The following is a 15453-nucleotide window of genomic DNA, read 5'->3' as shown; positions in this document are numbered from 1 at the left end:
GAAGATGCAAGTAAATGCTCATCTGTGAGCAAATTCGTGTTCAAAGGGTTATAAAACGAAAAAAGCCCGCCATAAAGGCGGGCTTTTCCTGCTTCGAGACTAAATAAAATTTAGCCCAGACGCTCGCGGATACGAGCCGCCTTACCAGTACGTGTACGCAAGTAGTACAGTTTGGCACGACGAACGCGACCACGACGCTCCAGTTTGATGCTTTCTACCAGCGGAGAGTGAGTCTGGAACGCACGCTCTACGCCTTCACCATTAGAGATTTTGCGAACTGTGAACGCAGAGTGCAGGCCACGGTTACGCTTAGCGATAACTACGCCCTGGAAAGCCTGAAGACGGGTTTTGTTACCTTCGGTTACGCGAACCTGTACGGTAACGGTGTCACCAGGGCCAAATGCAGGTACGTCCTGCTTCATCTGCTCTTGTTCAAGCTGCTTGATGATATTGCTCATAATGTCTCTCTTCCTAGATTAAACTGAAAACTCTAACGCTCGTCCTGCCCCTGTTGGGCGGCAAACTCTGCAAGCAACTGGGCCTGCTCGTCAGTCAGAGCTAGGTTGTCAAGTAACTCGGGTCGTCGCTGCCAAGTGCGTCCAAGGGACTGCTGCAGGCGCCAACGCCGAATTGATTCATGATTGCCGCTTAATAACACTTGCGGAACCTGCTGACCGTCCAGAACTTCCGGACGGGTGTAATGAGGGCAATCCAGCAGACCTTCCGAAAAAGAGTCCTGCTCTGCCGAAGCTTGCTTGCCCAACACCCCAGGCACCAGCCTGGATACGGCGTCGATCAAGTTCATCGCCGGCAGCTCACCACCACTGAGAACGTAGTCACCAACGGACCACTCCTCATCAACTTCCGATTGGATGATGCGTTCATCGACACCTTCGTATCGACCACACACCAGCACCAGGCGTTTGTTGCCGGCCAACTCCTCCACACCCGACTGGGTAAGGGGACGACCCTGAGGCGACAGGTAGATCACCTTGGCCTCATCACCCGCTTCGGCTTTCGCCGCACGGATGGCATCACGCAGGGGCTGCACCATCATCAACATCCCAGGACCACCGCCGTAAGGCCGGTCATCCACAGTGCGATGTTTATCATGGGTGAAATCGCGAGGATTCCACGTCTGCACTCCAAGCAAGCCGTTTTTCACGGCGCGACCAGTAACGCCAAACTCGGTTACGGCACGAAACATCTCGGGAAACAGGGTAACTACCCCTAACCACAGTGCGTTCGGTTGTGCCATTAAAAGTTGGGATCCCAGTCAACGGTAATGTGTTTTTCGGATGTGTTCACCTCAATGATGAACTGTTCCGGGACAAAGGGGACCATACGTTCCCGTTTGCCAAAGGCGTCTTTTGCGTTCGCCTTGATCTCCAGTACGTCATTGGCGCCGGTTTCCAGAATTCCGGAAACGGTTCCCATGTCGTAGCCTTGCTGGTTAACAACTTTACAGCCAATCAGATCGCGCCAGTAGAACTCGTCTTCCGGCAGCTCAGCCAATTGGTGAGCGAAGATAGAGACGTCGTTGTTGGTGTACAACGAGGCCGCATCGCGGTCTTCAATCCCTTCCAAGCGGACAATCAGGCCGTTATTCTGACGACGCCAATCCACCACTTTTACTTCTTGTTGTTGACCACCATGGTTGATCAACCAAGGACGGTACTCAAAGATACCCTCTTTATCATCGGTAAAGGAGGTGATCTTCAACCAGCCCCGAATGCCATGAGGTGCGCCAAGGCGCCCGACTAACATTAGTTCTTGCTGACTCATCAACTTACCCTACCAATACCCATTAAGCCGCAGCTTTACGGGCGTCCTTAACCAGAGTAGCAACACGGTCAGACAGAGACGCGCCCTGTGCAACCCAGTGATCTACACGGGCCAGGTCCAGGCGCAGCTTTTCAGCTTGGCCGGTTGCAACTGGGTTGAAGAAACCAACTTTCTCGATGAAGCGGCCATCGCGCTTCATACGGCTGTCGGCAACAACCACTTGGTAAAACGGACGCTTTTTGGCGCCGCCACGAGCTAAACGAATGGTTACCATACGGTAATTCCTCTAATGGTGTTTATAGCAATAGAATTGGGGCCGCAGGGGCCCCAAGGTAGAAAGCCCGCCGATTTTACCTGAATGCATCCGCAATGCAACCATTTCGACGGGTTTGTAGCCACCACACTGGAGTGTAGCAGCTGTTAAGACGGCAATTATCAGCGAGGCATCTTCATTCCGGGGGGCAACATGCCGCCCATACCGCGCATCATCTTCTTCAGGCCGCCGCCTTTCATCTTCTTCATCATCTTCTGCATCTGGGTAAACTGCTTCAGCAACCGGTTGACGTCCTGCAACTGAGTGCCGGAGCCGGCGGCGATGCGACGCTTACGGGATCCCTTGATGATGTCGGGGCGAGCGCGCTCCCCCGGCGTCATGGAGTTGATGATCGCTTCCATCCGCTTGGTCATCTTGTCGTCCTGCACCTGAGACAGGGCTTCGGTAGGCAGCTGGCCGACACCGGGCATCTTCTCGAGCATGCCCATCATGCCACCCATGTTGTGCATCTGGCGCAGTTGATCACGAAAATCAGTCAGGTCAAAACCCTCCCCTTTCTTGATCTTCTTGGCCAGTTTTTCTGCCTGGGACTTATCGACCTTACGCTCCACCTCTTCGATCAGGGACAGCACATCCCCCATCCCCAAGATGCGCGACGCCACCCGATCTGGATGGAAGGGTTCCAGGGCATCGGTCTTTTCACCCACCCCGAGGAATTTAATCGGCTTGCCGGTAATGTGGCGAATGGACAAGGCGGCACCGCCACGGGCGTCACCATCCACCTTGGTGAGGATCACCCCGGTCAACGGCAGCGCTTCATCAAACGCCTTGGCAGTATTGGCCGCATCCTGACCGGTCATGGAATCAACCGTAAACAGGGTCTCCACCGGATTGATGGCGGCATGCAGCGCCTTGATCTCGTCCATCATGTCGGCATCGACGTGCAGACGACCGGCGGTATCGACGATCACCACATCGATGAATTTCTTACGGGCGTGCTCCACCGCGGCATTGGCGATGGCGACCGGCTTCTGGCTGACGTCGGACGGGAAGAACTCCACCCCGATGTCGGTAGCCAGAGTCTCCAACTGTTTGATCGCCGCCGGACGATAGACGTCGGCACTGACCACCAGTACCGATTTCTTTTCTCGCTCTTTCAACAGCTTGGCCAGTTTACCCACGCTGGTGGTTTTACCGGCACCCTGCAGGCCCGCCATCATTACCACCGCCGGTGGCTGGCTGGCCAGGTTGAGGGCTTCGTTGGACTGGCCCATGGCCGCTTCCAGTTCACCCTGAACAATTTTAATGAAAGCCTGGCCTGGGCTCAGGCTCTTGGACACCTCGGTGCCCACGGCCCGTTCGCGCACCTTGGCAACGAAATCGCGGACCACGGGCAGGGCCACGTCGGCCTCCAGCAACGCCATGCGCACTTCGCGCAGGGTGTCTTTAATGTTGTCTTCGGTAAGACGACCACGGCCGCTGATATTTTTCAGCGTCTGGCCTAAGCGTTCGGATAGATTCTGGAACATCGCCTGCTGCATCGGTTAATGGGGAGTCACCGCATTATAACGGCGTGCCGATTACAAACACAAACCCACCCCGGCGCACGGGTCTAGCACTCACCGAGGTCAGGGCCGAGTTTGATCCGGGCCAAACAAAATGCAATTCAGCACCGAAAATGCGATTTCAACCGCTGCCCAAACTTAATAGTGCATGATAAGCTTGAGAAAATAGGGTAATTACCCACTGAATTAACGATGCAATAGGTGAGGAACAAGGCATTATGGAGTTTTTTGCCATCAGCGCGATTTTGGGTTACGGCGTGGCCTTTTATCTGGTTGCCAGCAAGCTGCTGCACTCAGACGGCCCCAACCGTAAGCTGGCAACCATTGCCGGCGCCGTCGGGGTCCTCAGTCATGGCGCCGCCCTGACGCCCATGATTCTCGAGAGCGGCGGCCAACACTACAGCTTGGTGAACACCGCCTCTCTGGTGATGCTGATGATCACAACCGCCATTACCCTGATGCTGCCACGCATCAAGGTGATTGTGGTGGTGCCTGCAGTATACATCTGTGGCATTTTCGGGGCCGCCGGCATGGTGCTGCTGCCGCAAAATGAAGGCTATCTGTTTAACGATCCGGCGCTGTTCACTCACGTGGGCACCTCGTTGTTGTCCTACGCGGTGTTCTTCATCGCCGCCCTGTACGCCATTCAACTGGCCAGCATCAACCGCCGCCTCAAGGATCGTAAGCTGATGCTGGAGTCACCACTGCCGCCGCTAATGACGGTAGAGAAACAACTGTATCACCTGATCATGATCGGCTTTGCCTTGCTGACCTTCGCCCTGGCCACCGGGTTTATCTTCCTGGAGGGGTTCTTCGGCAGCGGTCAGGCCCACAAAGCGGTGTTCGCCTCGGCGGCCTGGCTGGTGTACGGCACCATGCTGTATCGCCACCGTACCCGCGGCATGCGCATCCGTAGCGCCATCATCTACAGCATGACCGGCGTGGTTCTGCTGACCCTGGCCTACTTCGGCAACCGCCTGGTGCGAGAACTGCTCATCGGTTAATGCCCGCGGCCGCCCTTGACACGGGGCGGCCATTTCCTAATTCTAGGACCTTAACCGACATAAAGGATTGCCACCTCTTGGACGACATATCCACCGACAGCCTGCTGATAGTGCTGGCTGTCCTACTCTTCCTCTCCGCCTTCTTCTCGGGCACCGAAACGGCGATGATGTCGCTGAATCGGTACCGGCTGCGACACCTGAGCCAACAGGGGCACAAGGGAGCCCGACGGGCAGAACGTCTGCTGGAAAGGCCGGATCGACTCATCGGCCTGATCCTGATCGGCAACAACATCGTCAACCTGGCCGCGGCCTCGCTGGCCACCATCGTCTGTCAGCGCTGGTTCGGTGCCTGGGGCCCAGCGGTCGCCACCGGGGCCCTGACCTTCATCGTACTGATCTTCGCCGAAGTCACCCCCAAGACCCTGGCAGCCCTGTACCCGGAAAAACTGGCCTACCCCAACAGTGTGATACTGCGGCCATTGATGACCCTGTTCTACCCTCTGGTGTGGTTGGTGAACAGCATCAGCAATGCCCTGCTCTCCGTCGCCGGGGTCCGCACCCTGCGTGGCGATGGCGACGACCTGTCTGCCGACGAGTTGCGCTCGGTCCTCAATGAGGCCAGCGCCATGATCCCACGCCGCCACCGGGAGATGCTGGTGTCGATTCTGGATCTGGAAAAAGTCACCGTCGAGGATGTGATGGTGCCGCGCAATGAGCTGTATGCCATCGACATCAACGATGACTTTAAGACCATGATGAAGCAACTGACCCACAGCCCCCACAGCAAGGTGTTGCTGTATCGGGATAACATCGACGATGTGGTCGGGTTCCTGCATCTGTCCGATCTGCTGCGACTGATGGCCAGGGAGCAGGGGGTAACGGACAAGGCCACCCTGCTGCGAGAAGTACGAGAGATCTATTACGTCCCCGAAGGCACGCCGCTGAATGTACAACTGCTGAAGTTTCAGCGTGCCAAGGAGCGACTGGGGCTGGTGGTGGATGAGTACGGTGACATTCAGGGGCTGGTATCGCTGGAGGACATTCTCGAGGAGATCGTCGGTGACTTCACCACCGGACTGCAGCCCGCCATCAGCGATGAGATCAGCAAACAGGACGACGGCAGCTATCAGGTGGACGCCAGCATCAACATTCGTGACATGAACCGGGAAATGAACTGGCACTTCCCTACCGATGGCCCTAAGACCCTCAATGGCCTGGTGCTGGAAGCACTGGAAGATATCCCTAAAGAGCACACCAGCCTGTCCATCGGCCCCTACCAAATCGAGGTACTGGAGGCCAACGAGAGTATGGTCACCACAGTCCGAATAGAACCTAAATAGCCATTAGGGCAAGGCCCTCAAAAATCTGAACTATACTAAAAGGCCGGCGTCCCGAAAGACGCTGGCCTTTTGACTGTCAGGGAGGATAGGCGATGCAAGGGTGTTTATGGTTGGGCCGCTGTGGCCTGCTCGGGCTGGCACTGATGACAGCACCGCTGCACGCCGACAGCCAATGGGTCACGGCGCCGACCCTGGCCTACCAGGATCCCAATTTCACTCAAATTCCCCTGACTCTTGAGCAGCGCTGGGGCGGCGGGCCCTGGTATACCCAAACCTCGGTCAGCCTGACCGAATCCCACCTGCCCCAACTGAATCAGCCCACCGAAAACGGCCTCGGCGCTCGCATCGGCGGCGGCCTCAAACTGGGACCCGTCAACATCTCTCTCGACCTTCAGTACCAGCAACAACGGCAGCAAAGCCTGACCGTATTGGGGTTTCGAACCGAAGTGAATTTCTAACCCACGCCCCCGGCTAACTGAGCACCACCGTTGCCACCGCATAGCGGCGCTCATCCGCCAGGCTGATGTGGGCATCGGTCGCCCCCAACGCCTGCATCCGGGCCAGGGCACCGCCGCTCAGGTGCAGCTTTGGCGCACCATCGTCGTTGTGTCCCAGCTCGATGTGCTGAAACGATACGCCTCGTCCAATGCCGGTACCCAGCGCCTTACCCACCGCTTCCTTGACCGCAAAGCGTTTGGCCAACAACCGAGCCGGCGCCTTGCTGGCCGCCAGTTCGCCCCGCTCGTTGGCGGTAAGAATGCGATCGGCAAAACGCTGACCGAGGCGCTGAAATTGCGCCTCGACCCGCTCGATTTCAACAATGTCGGTGCCCAGCCCCTTAATGGTCATCAGATCCCCTGACGGCCTTCAAGCATCAACCGGCGCATGTCTCGCACCGCGGTCTCCAGGCCGTCGATGGCCGCCCGGGCGATGATGGCATGGCCGATATTCAGCTCATAGATCTCGGCAATGGCGGCGATCGGCTTCACATTGTGGTAGTTCAGGCCATGACCGGCGTTCACCACCAGCCCCTGGGCGGCGGCATAGCGGGCGCCTTCGGCAATGCGGGCCAGTTCCTGCTGCTGGGCCTCTTCACTTTCTGCATCGGCATAGGCGCCGGTATGAATCTCAATGTAAGGCGCCCCCACCTTAACCGCCGCATCGATCTGCGCTTTGTCAGCATCGATGAACAGCGACACCTTGATGCCCGCGGCTTTAAGACGCGATACCGCGTCCAGCATCTTATCCAGCTGACCGGCCACATCCAGGCCACCTTCGGTGGTCAGCTCTTCCCGTTTCTCTGGCACCAGGCACACGTAGACCGGCTGTACACCGATGGCGATGTCCAGCATCTCCTCGGTCACCGCCATCTCCAAATTCATGCGGGTCTTCAGGGTCTGAGCCAACACCTGCACATCGCGATCGACAATGTGACGGCGGTCTTCTCGAAGATGGATGGTGATGCCGTCGGCACCGGCGTGCTCCGCCACCGCCGCCGCATGCACAGGATCGGGGTAGTCGGTGCCCCGAGCCTGACGCAGAGTCGCGATGTGGTCGATATTGACACCCAGTAAAATGCTCATGATGTGCTTGTCCTTGGTCTGGTTTTTCTTTGAAACAATTCCCGGCTGCGCAGTGGTTTGTTGCCCAGCAGTGGCTTCAGCAGGGTACGCGCCAGATGCTTGGCTTGGTGCAGGTGCTGGGAATCACTCAGTTGCTGCTGCTGCAGTGCCAGCAACATCGCCCCCAAATAGCCGCGGTCGCCCGCCACCGGCATAAAGCCGTGCTCAGCCACCAGGCTGTAGCGACCTTCGGCCTGCAGCGGCTCGCCACAGGCATCCTGGCTCAGCAAGGGAGCCACCCCGAGGTAGTCCAGTAGCATCCATTCAAAATACCGCAGCACCGCTTCGTTGCTGTCGGTGGTGGCCAGTGTTAACAGGCTCTGATGGTAACCTTGGTACAACGACGGGCACGCTTGTAACTCAGACAGTAACCGGACTGTCAGCTCGTTACAATACAAGCCGCAAAACAACTTCTGCCCCTGCAGTGGTACGGGCAGGCTCAGGGTTTCGACACTTTTGAGAGTTTTCAGTGACCCGGTGCCGGAAAGAAGAATTTTGAGAGGTTGAAACGGTTGCAGGGCGGCTTTGGTCAGGCCGCCCTGTTTTCCGCTGCTGCGAGCCACCGCCGCCACCTTGCCATCCTGCTCGGTCAGCAAGGTGATCAGCTGGCTGCGCTCACGATAAGGGCGGGCGTGCAGCAGATAGGCAGACTGCCAACCCGCGTCCAATCAGTCGTCCCCGTACCCCAGGCTGCGCAGCGCCCGTTCGTCGTCCGCCCAACCGGATTTCACCTTGACCCAGGTCTCCAGGTACACCTTGGTCTCGAACATGTTTTCCATCTCGATCCGCGCTTCGCGGCCGATGGTACGCAGCTTGTCGCCCTTGTTGCCGATCACCATCCGTTTCTGGCCTTCACGCTCCACCAGAATCAACGCGTGAATGTGGAAGGTGCCCTTTTCGTCGACCTTGAACTGCTCGATCTCCACCGTGGCGGCATAGGGCAGTTCATCGCCAAGGAATCGCATCAGCTTTTCACGCAGAATCTCCGAGGCCATAAAGCGCTGGCTGCGATCGGTGACGTAATCTTCAGGGAAGTAATGAATCGACTCCTGGATGCTGTCCAGAGACAGCGCCATGATCGGATCCACGTTGCCGCCCTTGCCGGCGGCCACCGGGAACACCGCATCAAAGTCAAACTTGCTCTGCAACTCCTGCAGGTGCGGCAACAGCTCCTCTTTGTCTTTGATCTGATCAACCTTGTTGATCACCAGGGCCACTTTGCGCCCCTCGTTGCCTTCCCGGCCAAGCTTCTTCAGCACCATCTCGTCGTCCGGGGTCCACTTGGTGCCCTCGACCACAAACAGCACCAACTCGACGTCGGCCAACGAGGTGGCCGCCGCCCGGTTCATCAACCGGTTGATGGTGCGCTTCTCTTCGATGTGCAGCCCGGGGGTGTCCACAAAGATCACCTGGCGAGGGCCTTCGGTGTGAATGCCCATGATTCGGTGCCGGGTGGTCTGCGGCTTACGGGAGGTAATGCTGATCTTCTGCTTCAGCAGACGATTCAGCAGGGTCGACTTGCCCACATTGGGGCGGCCGACGATGGCAACGAAACCGCAGTAGGTGGTATCGGTCATACTTTCAATAACTCCAGGACCTTACCGGCTGCGTCCTGCTCCGCCTTGCGTCGCGAGCTGCCTTTGCCCAGTACCGGGTCGGTCACCTCGCTTACCAGGCAATGCACGGTAAACTGTTGGTTGTGGGCATCACCGGTTACGGTGACCACTTCGTAGTTAGGCAGCGGCTTCTTACGCGCCTGCAGCCACTCCTGCAATCGGGTCTTAGGATCTTTCTGCCCGGCGCCGGGCACAATGGTATCCAGTCGCTGCTTCCACAGGCTCAGCAGCAGCGGCTTGCACACCTCAATGCCGTCGTCGAGGAACACCGCCCCGAGAATGGCCTCCACTGCGTCGGCCAGGATAGAATCCCGACGGAATCCGCCGGATTTCAGTTCACCGGCACCGAGGCGAATGTAATCGCCCAGGTTCAGCTCACGGGCGATTTCGGCCAGGGTTACCCCCCGCACCAGCGTGGCCCGCATGCGGGTCATGTCGCCTTCCGCCGCTTGCGGAAAACGATGGTACAACTCCTCGGCAATCACCATGGACAGCACGGCATCACCCAGGTACTCCAGTCGTTCATTATGACGACTGCCGGCGCTACGATGCGTCAGCGCCTGTTGCAACAATTGAGGCTGCTTGAACTCATAGCCAAGCAGTCTCTGTAAACGATTTAAATCAGCCACAGCTAACCTTTATTGTAATCCGCCAATGCGATTAAAGCGCACGCCGGTAGGCACCCATCCGGGCAGGACACTGCTGCTATCGCGGTCAAACTCAAAGGAGATCCAGATTCCGGTGGCCTGGCCAACCAGGTTTTCCTCGGGCACAAAGCCCCAGAAACGGCCATCGGTACTGTTGTCTCGGTTATCACCCATCACAAAGTAGTGGCCTTCAGGCACTACCCACTCGCCGGTGCGGCGACCCTGCTGCTGATAATAGTAGCGCAGCGGTTCCGGCCGGCGGGGATTGATCAGAGTATCGTGGGTAATGCCCATCAGATCTTCTTTCAGACGCAGCAACGGCGTGCCGTTTTGCGAAAACTCACCACTGTTGACCTTGGCACTATTGATGGCGGTCAACTCGGGACAAGGAGACACCCCAGCCTCACATTTAGGCTGGACGAACAACTGCTTGTTGCGATACACCACCTTGTCGCCCGGCAAGCCGATCACCCGCTTGATGTAATCAATGCGAGTGTCTTTCGGGTATTTGAACACCACAATGTCGCCGCGTTGCGGCTCATTGTTGTCCCAGAACTTGTAGCGGAAAACCGGATCGCGCAGACCGTATTCGTGCTTGTTCACCAGAATGAAGTCCCCCACCAGCAGCGTCGGCATCATCGAGCCGGACGGAATCTGGAAGGGTTCCCACAGGAACGAACGCAAAATCAGCACGAAGGCGATAACCGGGAAAATGGACTTGGAAGTTTCCACCAACCAAGGTTCCTGGACCAGCTTTTCCTGGGCGTCCTCCGGCAGTTCGCCAGAGGTTTGCTGGCTGGCAAAAGCCAGTTTTTCCTGGCGCTTTGGCGCCAGGTAAAAATGATCGAGTAGCCAAACCAGACCAGACCCGAGGGTGATCAACACCAGGATCAGTGAAAACATTGCCGCCATCTGCGCTTATTCTCCTACTTTCAGTACGGCCAGGAAGGCCTCCTGGGGAACCTCTACGTTACCCAGTTGCTTCATCCGCTTCTTGCCCTCTTTCTGCTTCTGCAGCAGCTTCTTCTTACGGCTCACGTCACCGCCATAACACTTGGCGGTCACGTCTTTGCGCAGCGCTTTCACGTTGCTGCGAGCCACAATCATGCTGCCGATGGAAGCCTGAATGGCAATGTCGAACATCTGCCGCGGAATCAGTTCCCGCATCTTTTCCACCAGCTGGCGGCCGCGGAACTGGGCGTTCTCTTTGTGGGTGATCATCGCCAACGCATCGATACGCTCGCCGTTGATCATCACATCCAGACGCACCATCTCCTCTTCCTGGAAGCGGGTGAAGTTGTAATCCAGCGAGGCAAAGCCACGGCTGGTGGACTTGAGTCGATCGAAGAAGTCCAATACCACTTCCGCCATCGGCAGTTCATAGGTCACTGCCACCTGGTTACCGTGGTAGGCCATCTTAGTCTGAACCCCGCGCTTTTCGATACACAGGGTTATCACATTACCGAGATATTCCTGTGGAACCAGAATGTTGGCTTCGACAATCGGCTCGGCAATGGTTTCAATGTTGTTCAGTGGTGGCAACTCAGAGGGGTTATCCACCAACAGGGTTTCCCCCTTGGTGGTAGTCACCTTGTACACCACCGTCGGCGCGGTGGTGATCAGATCCAGGTTGTACTCCCGCTCCAGCCGCTCCTGAATGATCTCCATGTGCAGCATACCCAGGAAGCCGACCCGGAAGCCGAAGCCCAGTGCCGATGAAGTTTCTGGCTCGAAGAACAGCGATGCGTCATTCAGTGACAGCTTGTTCAGGGCGTCACGGAAAGACTCATAATCCTCACTGGAGATCGGAAACAGACCGGCGTACACCTGCGGTTTCACTTTCTGGAAGCCCGGCAACACCTCTTCGGTGCCGTGCTTGGCGGTGGTCAAGGTATCGCCCACCGGCGCACCGTGAATCTCTTTGATGCCACACACCACCCAGCCTACCTCGCCGGTATTGAGGACGGTGGTGTCTTTCTGCTTCGGGGTAAAGATGCCGAGACGATCGACGCCCCACACCTGGCCGGTACTCATCACCTTGATCTTGTCGTTCTTCTTCAGAACGCCATTTTTAATCCGCACCAGCGACACCACCCCCAGGTAGTTGTCGAACCAGGAGTCGATGATCAGCGCCTGCAGCGGCGCCTCCGGATCCCCTTCCGGTGGTGGAATCTTGTCGACGATGCACTCGAGCACCTCATCGACACCGATGCCGGTCTTGGCCGAACAGCGCACCGCTTCGATGGCGTCGATGCCGACGATGTCTTCAATCTCTTCCGCGACCCGCTCCGGATCCGCCTGCGGCAGATCGATCTTGTTGAGGATCGGCTGCACCTCAAGATCCATTTCGATGGCGGTGTAGCAGTTCGCCAGAGTCTGTGCTTCTACCCCCTGACCGGCGTCCACCACCAGCAGGGCGCCTTCACAAGCCGCCAGCGACCGCGATACTTCATAGCTGAAGTCCACGTGCCCGGGAGTGTCGATGAAGTTCAGCTGATAGGTTTCACCGTCCTTCGCCGTGTAATCCAGAGTCACACTCTGTGCTTTAATGGTAATGCCGCGCTCACGCTCAATGTCCATGGAATCGAGCACCTGGGCTGCCATCTCACGCTCTGACAAACCACCGCAAACCTGGATCAATCGATCGGAAAGGGTCGATTTACCGTGGTCGATGTGGGCGATGATACTGAAATTTCGAATATGCTTCATCTAGTCCGCTTCTTGCAAAAACTACAGGAATAAATTATCTACGATAGCTATAGGGGGGGGATTTTAACGGATTTTGTGCCCGGCGGCTATGCATCCGGGCATTGCAGGCACAGCGCAGCGGAAAAACCGTCACCGAGCACGGGGTCGCAGACTAACCGGGCGTTGTCGACACCCCCAGCACCCTGAGAATCCGCGGGGTCGGCGTGAAACGATGCGACAATCCCCGGGCCAGCAAAAAGCCTCCGATGGCCAGTCCGATCCCGGCCAACAGCGACAGCCACTCAGGCCCGCCCCACACGGCCCCCAACCCGGCCCCTAACAATAAGCCTAGCAGGGGCAGCAGATACACCAAGGCGGCGGCCGTAATCAGTTGCTGCTCAGGAATACCGAGGCTGACCTGAGTGCCCACCGACAGCGGTTTGCCGTACGTCAGAGTCAGGCGTTGGGCTTTCGCGGCCACCGCCTTGGCCACCACACCGGAGCCACAGGTGTCCGCTTCGTGGCAGTGGCCACAGGCACTCTGACTCTGCCAACTGACGGTTACCCGGCCATCGGCACAGGCTTCCACCCGGGCCAGAGCCTCGATCATTGCTCCCCCTTGGCGGGGTAGATGGAGTTGGCCACGTTACTGAGGCTTTCCACCGGTAGCTTGCCCACCGCCACCACTTCAACCTCTCCATGACGGGCCGACGCCAGGGATAAGCCGCTGCCGGTCGACAGGTTTTCCGGCATCTCAATCTGGCCGGCCAGGCCGATGTACACCGACATTTCAGTCAGGCCATCGCTGAGGGACAAGTATTGAACCGGATCATTGACGCCAAACAGCCGGTGCTGATCCACGTGGGTGACTTCGAAACCTTGAGGCAACCAACCGAAACGCCACTGGGGTGCGTCTGTCGCCGATGCCGATGCCAATACTGGTGGCCACACCTGTCCCGCCAGCTCCGACAAAATCGGCGGTGGCTCACTGAAGGTCACCAGTTCGATCACCAGATACTGCTCCAGCAACTGGCCGTCGGCATTGATGGTGTCGATACGCAGTGGCAGACCGGATTTCACATCCAGCCACAATTGATAGCTGTAACGAAAACGGTCGGTAGAAACAATCCGAATCACCTGAGAGGTGCGACCGGCAATGCGATCACGACCGCCCATGGCCAGTTGATAGAACGGCGTAAACGCTTCCACGCCGGTACCAAAGGCCGGTGGAATAAAACCACTGATGCGGGCGCTGCGCACCGAATAGGGTTTGACTTCATGCTCGAGGTAAGTCACCTGGTCGTCCACCCGCACCACGTTTTTCAGCGGGCCGTTGAGGTGCTCCAGGTAAGCCACCTGATGATCATCCACCACCCCATGCAAGTAACGCAGGGGCCGGATGTGATCCATCTGCAGGTGAATGAGAGAGTATTGAAAATGGGATTGAGAGAGTGCTTGCTGCATCCGCTGCAGCCAGCTAATGGCGGAGTCGCCAGTCGCGGCATGGGCTGGCAGTACCAGCAACCATGCCATCAGGAACCATATTTTACGCAAGCCTTGCCTCGTTACTGTTGGCCTTGGTCATTATCCGCCACATTATGCCCTTTCAGGCGCTGCTGCAACAGGTGGTCACGCAGATAGGCATTGACCCGGCGACGCTGTTCCTGTGCCTGCTGCTCCGTGCTTTGAGCCTGACGGGCGGATGGGGTATTCGCCTGGTAGCTGGCCGGAGTCGGCGCTCCCATTACCGGCAGAGTATTCAGTACCGGCAGCGGGTTGTTTTGCTGCTCTGCACCGTACTGCTGCACCCCAACGACGGCAATGGCTGCCACGGTGGCGGCAATGGCGTACTGACCGAAACGACGGGACAGCTCCACCACCTTGCCCTGCAGGGCCTGAGTCCGCTTAGTCTTGGATTTCGGAGCCAATACCGTTGGCTCCTGCTCCAGAGCCGCGGCCACATTGGCGGCGATGTTCAGATCCATTTGCTGAGGCAGTTCGTTTCGCATCGCATCCCCGATGAGATGGTAACGATCCCAGCTCTGTTGCATCGGTTCATCGTTCAGCCATTGCTCAAGTTCCCGATCGCTTCCCTGACCGTCCACCCAAGCCGATACTGCTTCTTTACGTTCTGTACCCATGGTTCACCCTGATTGATGCTACCGTTCTAATAACGGTTGAATACGCTTATCAATTGCTTCCCGCGCCCTGAAGATTCGGCTTCGCACCGTCCCCACGGGACACTCCATTACAGTGGCAATCTCTTCGTAACTCATCCCTTCGAGCTCCCGAAGGGTAATCGCCACTCTTAACTCTTCAGGCAGTGTTTCGATGGTATTGAACACTACCTTCTTAATCTCTTCTGACAGCAGCTGGCGTTCTGGCGACGCGTCTTCTCGCAGTGCATCGGCACCGTCATAGAACTCCGCTTCCTCGGCATCCACATCACTCGCTGGTGGACGCCGCCCCTGGGATACCAGATAATTTTTAGCGGTGTTGACCGCAATCCGGTACAGCCAGGTGTAAAACGCACTCTCGCCACGAAAATTGGGCAAAGCCCGATACGCCTTAATAAACGCTTCTTGTGCTACGTCGGCGACATCGCCCTGATTCTTCACGTAGCGGCTTATTAAGTTGGCCACCTTATGCTGATACTTCATTACCAGCAGGTTAAAAGCTTGCTTATCACCTTGTTGAACGCGTTCGACTAGCTGCTGGTCGCTGTTTGGCTCACTCACTTAAGAGCTCTCTCCCATAACTAAACTGCTGATTTTGCTTTTACTCGTCTCCGCGCACTTTAATAGACTGCGTCTTTTGGTAAAAGTTCGTAAAAAATTGTGATCCATTTTAAATTTACACTCTCTGGGACCGATTCTTTGGCCCTGGCCCCCGAAACGAGTAACATAGTGGCC

The 15453-nt window shown here is 57.2% G+C and carries 19 protein-coding genes; 3 read left to right on the top strand and 16 right to left on the bottom strand.

Features of this window, described 5'->3' with window-relative positions; translation table 11 throughout:
- Positions 1-110 precede the first annotated feature (110 nt).
- The 5 genes from rplS to ffh form a co-directional block, all read right to left on the bottom strand.
- On the bottom strand, positions 111-458 hold the full coding sequence (gene rplS, locus J8Z22_RS04375; protein ID WP_028113983.1) for a 50S ribosomal protein L19: 348 nt from the start codon (positions 456-458) through the stop codon (positions 111-113).
- 32 nt (positions 459-490) lie between these two features.
- Positions 491-1240, bottom strand: coding sequence for a tRNA (guanosine(37)-N1)-methyltransferase TrmD (trmD, locus tag J8Z22_RS04370; protein ID WP_028113984.1), 750 nt, complete (start codon positions 1238-1240; stop codon positions 491-493).
- Between the two features lie 17 nt (positions 1241-1257).
- Positions 1258-1788: a ribosome maturation factor RimM gene (gene rimM, locus J8Z22_RS04365; RefSeq protein ID WP_252009012.1), complete on the bottom strand. Its 531-nt coding sequence runs from the start codon at positions 1786-1788 to the stop codon at positions 1258-1260.
- Between the two features lie 19 nt (positions 1789-1807).
- Complete coding sequence (gene rpsP, locus J8Z22_RS04360) at positions 1808-2059, bottom strand: 30S ribosomal protein S16 (protein WP_028113986.1); 252 nt, start codon at positions 2057-2059, stop codon at positions 1808-1810.
- A gap of 161 nt (positions 2060-2220) precedes the next feature.
- Positions 2221-3588 carry a signal recognition particle protein gene (ffh, locus tag J8Z22_RS04355; protein ID WP_252009009.1) on the bottom strand — a complete coding sequence of 456 codons (1368 nt, stop codon included), beginning with the start codon at positions 3586-3588 and terminating at the stop codon, positions 2221-2223.
- A 254-nt stretch (positions 3589-3842) separates the two neighbouring features.
- Here ffh and J8Z22_RS04350 point away from each other — a divergent pair, with 254 nt between their 5' ends.
- From J8Z22_RS04350 to J8Z22_RS04340, 3 genes are all read left to right on the top strand, one after another.
- Positions 3843-4628, top strand: coding sequence for an inner membrane protein YpjD (locus J8Z22_RS04350; protein ID WP_028113988.1), 786 nt, complete (start codon positions 3843-3845; stop codon positions 4626-4628).
- Positions 4629-4705: 77 nt separating this feature from the next.
- Positions 4706-5968: an HlyC/CorC family transporter gene (locus J8Z22_RS04345; RefSeq protein ID WP_028113989.1), complete on the top strand. Its 1263-nt coding sequence runs from the start codon at positions 4706-4708 to the stop codon at positions 5966-5968.
- 92 nt (positions 5969-6060) lie between these two features.
- Complete coding sequence (locus tag J8Z22_RS04340) at positions 6061-6426, top strand: hypothetical protein (RefSeq protein ID WP_252009006.1); 366 nt, start codon at positions 6061-6063, stop codon at positions 6424-6426.
- A 13-nt stretch (positions 6427-6439) separates the two neighbouring features.
- Here the strand turns inward: J8Z22_RS04340 and acpS are convergent, their stop codons facing one another.
- The 11 genes from acpS to rpoE all read right to left on the bottom strand — a co-directional run bounded on the left by acpS (position 6440) and on the right by rpoE (position 15279).
- Positions 6440-6817, bottom strand: coding sequence for a holo-ACP synthase (gene acpS / locus J8Z22_RS04335; RefSeq protein ID WP_028113991.1), 378 nt, complete (start codon positions 6815-6817; stop codon positions 6440-6442).
- Positions 6817-7554: a pyridoxine 5'-phosphate synthase gene (gene pdxJ, locus J8Z22_RS04330; RefSeq protein WP_252010449.1), complete on the bottom strand. Its 738-nt coding sequence runs from the start codon at positions 7552-7554 to the stop codon at positions 6817-6819. The genes acpS and pdxJ overlap by 1 nt, the downstream gene beginning before the upstream one ends.
- The gene (gene recO, locus J8Z22_RS04325) at positions 7548-8258 is read right to left on the bottom strand and encodes a DNA repair protein RecO (RefSeq protein ID WP_028113993.1); all 711 of its coding nucleotides are present in this window, start codon (positions 8256-8258) and stop codon (positions 7548-7550) included. Before recO ends, pdxJ begins: the two co-directional genes overlap by 7 nt.
- Positions 8259-9167: a GTPase Era gene (era, locus tag J8Z22_RS04320; protein ID WP_035416056.1), complete on the bottom strand. Its 909-nt coding sequence runs from the start codon at positions 9165-9167 to the stop codon at positions 8259-8261.
- Positions 9164-9835, bottom strand: a complete 672-nt coding sequence (gene rnc, locus J8Z22_RS04315; RefSeq protein WP_028113995.1) for a ribonuclease III — start codon at positions 9833-9835, stop codon at positions 9164-9166. The genes era and rnc overlap by 4 nt, the downstream gene beginning before the upstream one ends.
- 9 nt (positions 9836-9844) lie before the next feature.
- Positions 9845-10765 (bottom strand): signal peptidase I, encoded by a 921-nt coding sequence (gene lepB, locus J8Z22_RS04310; RefSeq protein ID WP_028113996.1) that lies wholly within the window; start codon positions 10763-10765, stop codon positions 9845-9847.
- A 6-nt stretch (positions 10766-10771) separates the two neighbouring features.
- A complete protein-coding gene (lepA, locus tag J8Z22_RS04305) occupies positions 10772-12562 on the bottom strand; it encodes a translation elongation factor 4 (RefSeq protein WP_028113997.1) in 1791 nt (596 codons plus the stop codon).
- Between the two features lie 151 nt (positions 12563-12713).
- Entirely contained in the window at positions 12714-13151 is a 438-nt protein-coding gene (locus J8Z22_RS04300) for a SoxR reducing system RseC family protein (RefSeq protein ID WP_035416058.1), read from the bottom strand.
- On the bottom strand, positions 13148-14095 hold the full coding sequence (locus J8Z22_RS04295; RefSeq protein ID WP_245595614.1) for a MucB/RseB C-terminal domain-containing protein: 948 nt from the start codon (positions 14093-14095) through the stop codon (positions 13148-13150). The genes J8Z22_RS04300 and J8Z22_RS04295 overlap by 4 nt, the downstream gene beginning before the upstream one ends.
- 11 nt (positions 14096-14106) lie before the next feature.
- A complete protein-coding gene (locus J8Z22_RS04290; RefSeq protein ID WP_028113999.1) occupies positions 14107-14682 on the bottom strand; it encodes a sigma-E factor negative regulatory protein in 576 nt (191 codons plus the stop codon).
- Between the two features lie 18 nt (positions 14683-14700).
- Positions 14701-15279, bottom strand: coding sequence for an RNA polymerase sigma factor RpoE (gene rpoE / locus J8Z22_RS04285; protein WP_028114000.1), 579 nt, complete (start codon positions 15277-15279; stop codon positions 14701-14703).
- Positions 15280-15453 lie beyond the last annotated feature (174 nt).

The organism is Ferrimonas sp. SCSIO 43195 (genome assembly GCF_023716685.1).
Classification (GTDB): Bacteria; Pseudomonadota; Gammaproteobacteria; order Enterobacterales; family Shewanellaceae; genus Ferrimonas; species Ferrimonas kyonanensis.
The sequence above is the reverse complement of the archived record's forward strand: the minus strand, read 5'-3'. Positions and strand labels throughout refer to the sequence as shown.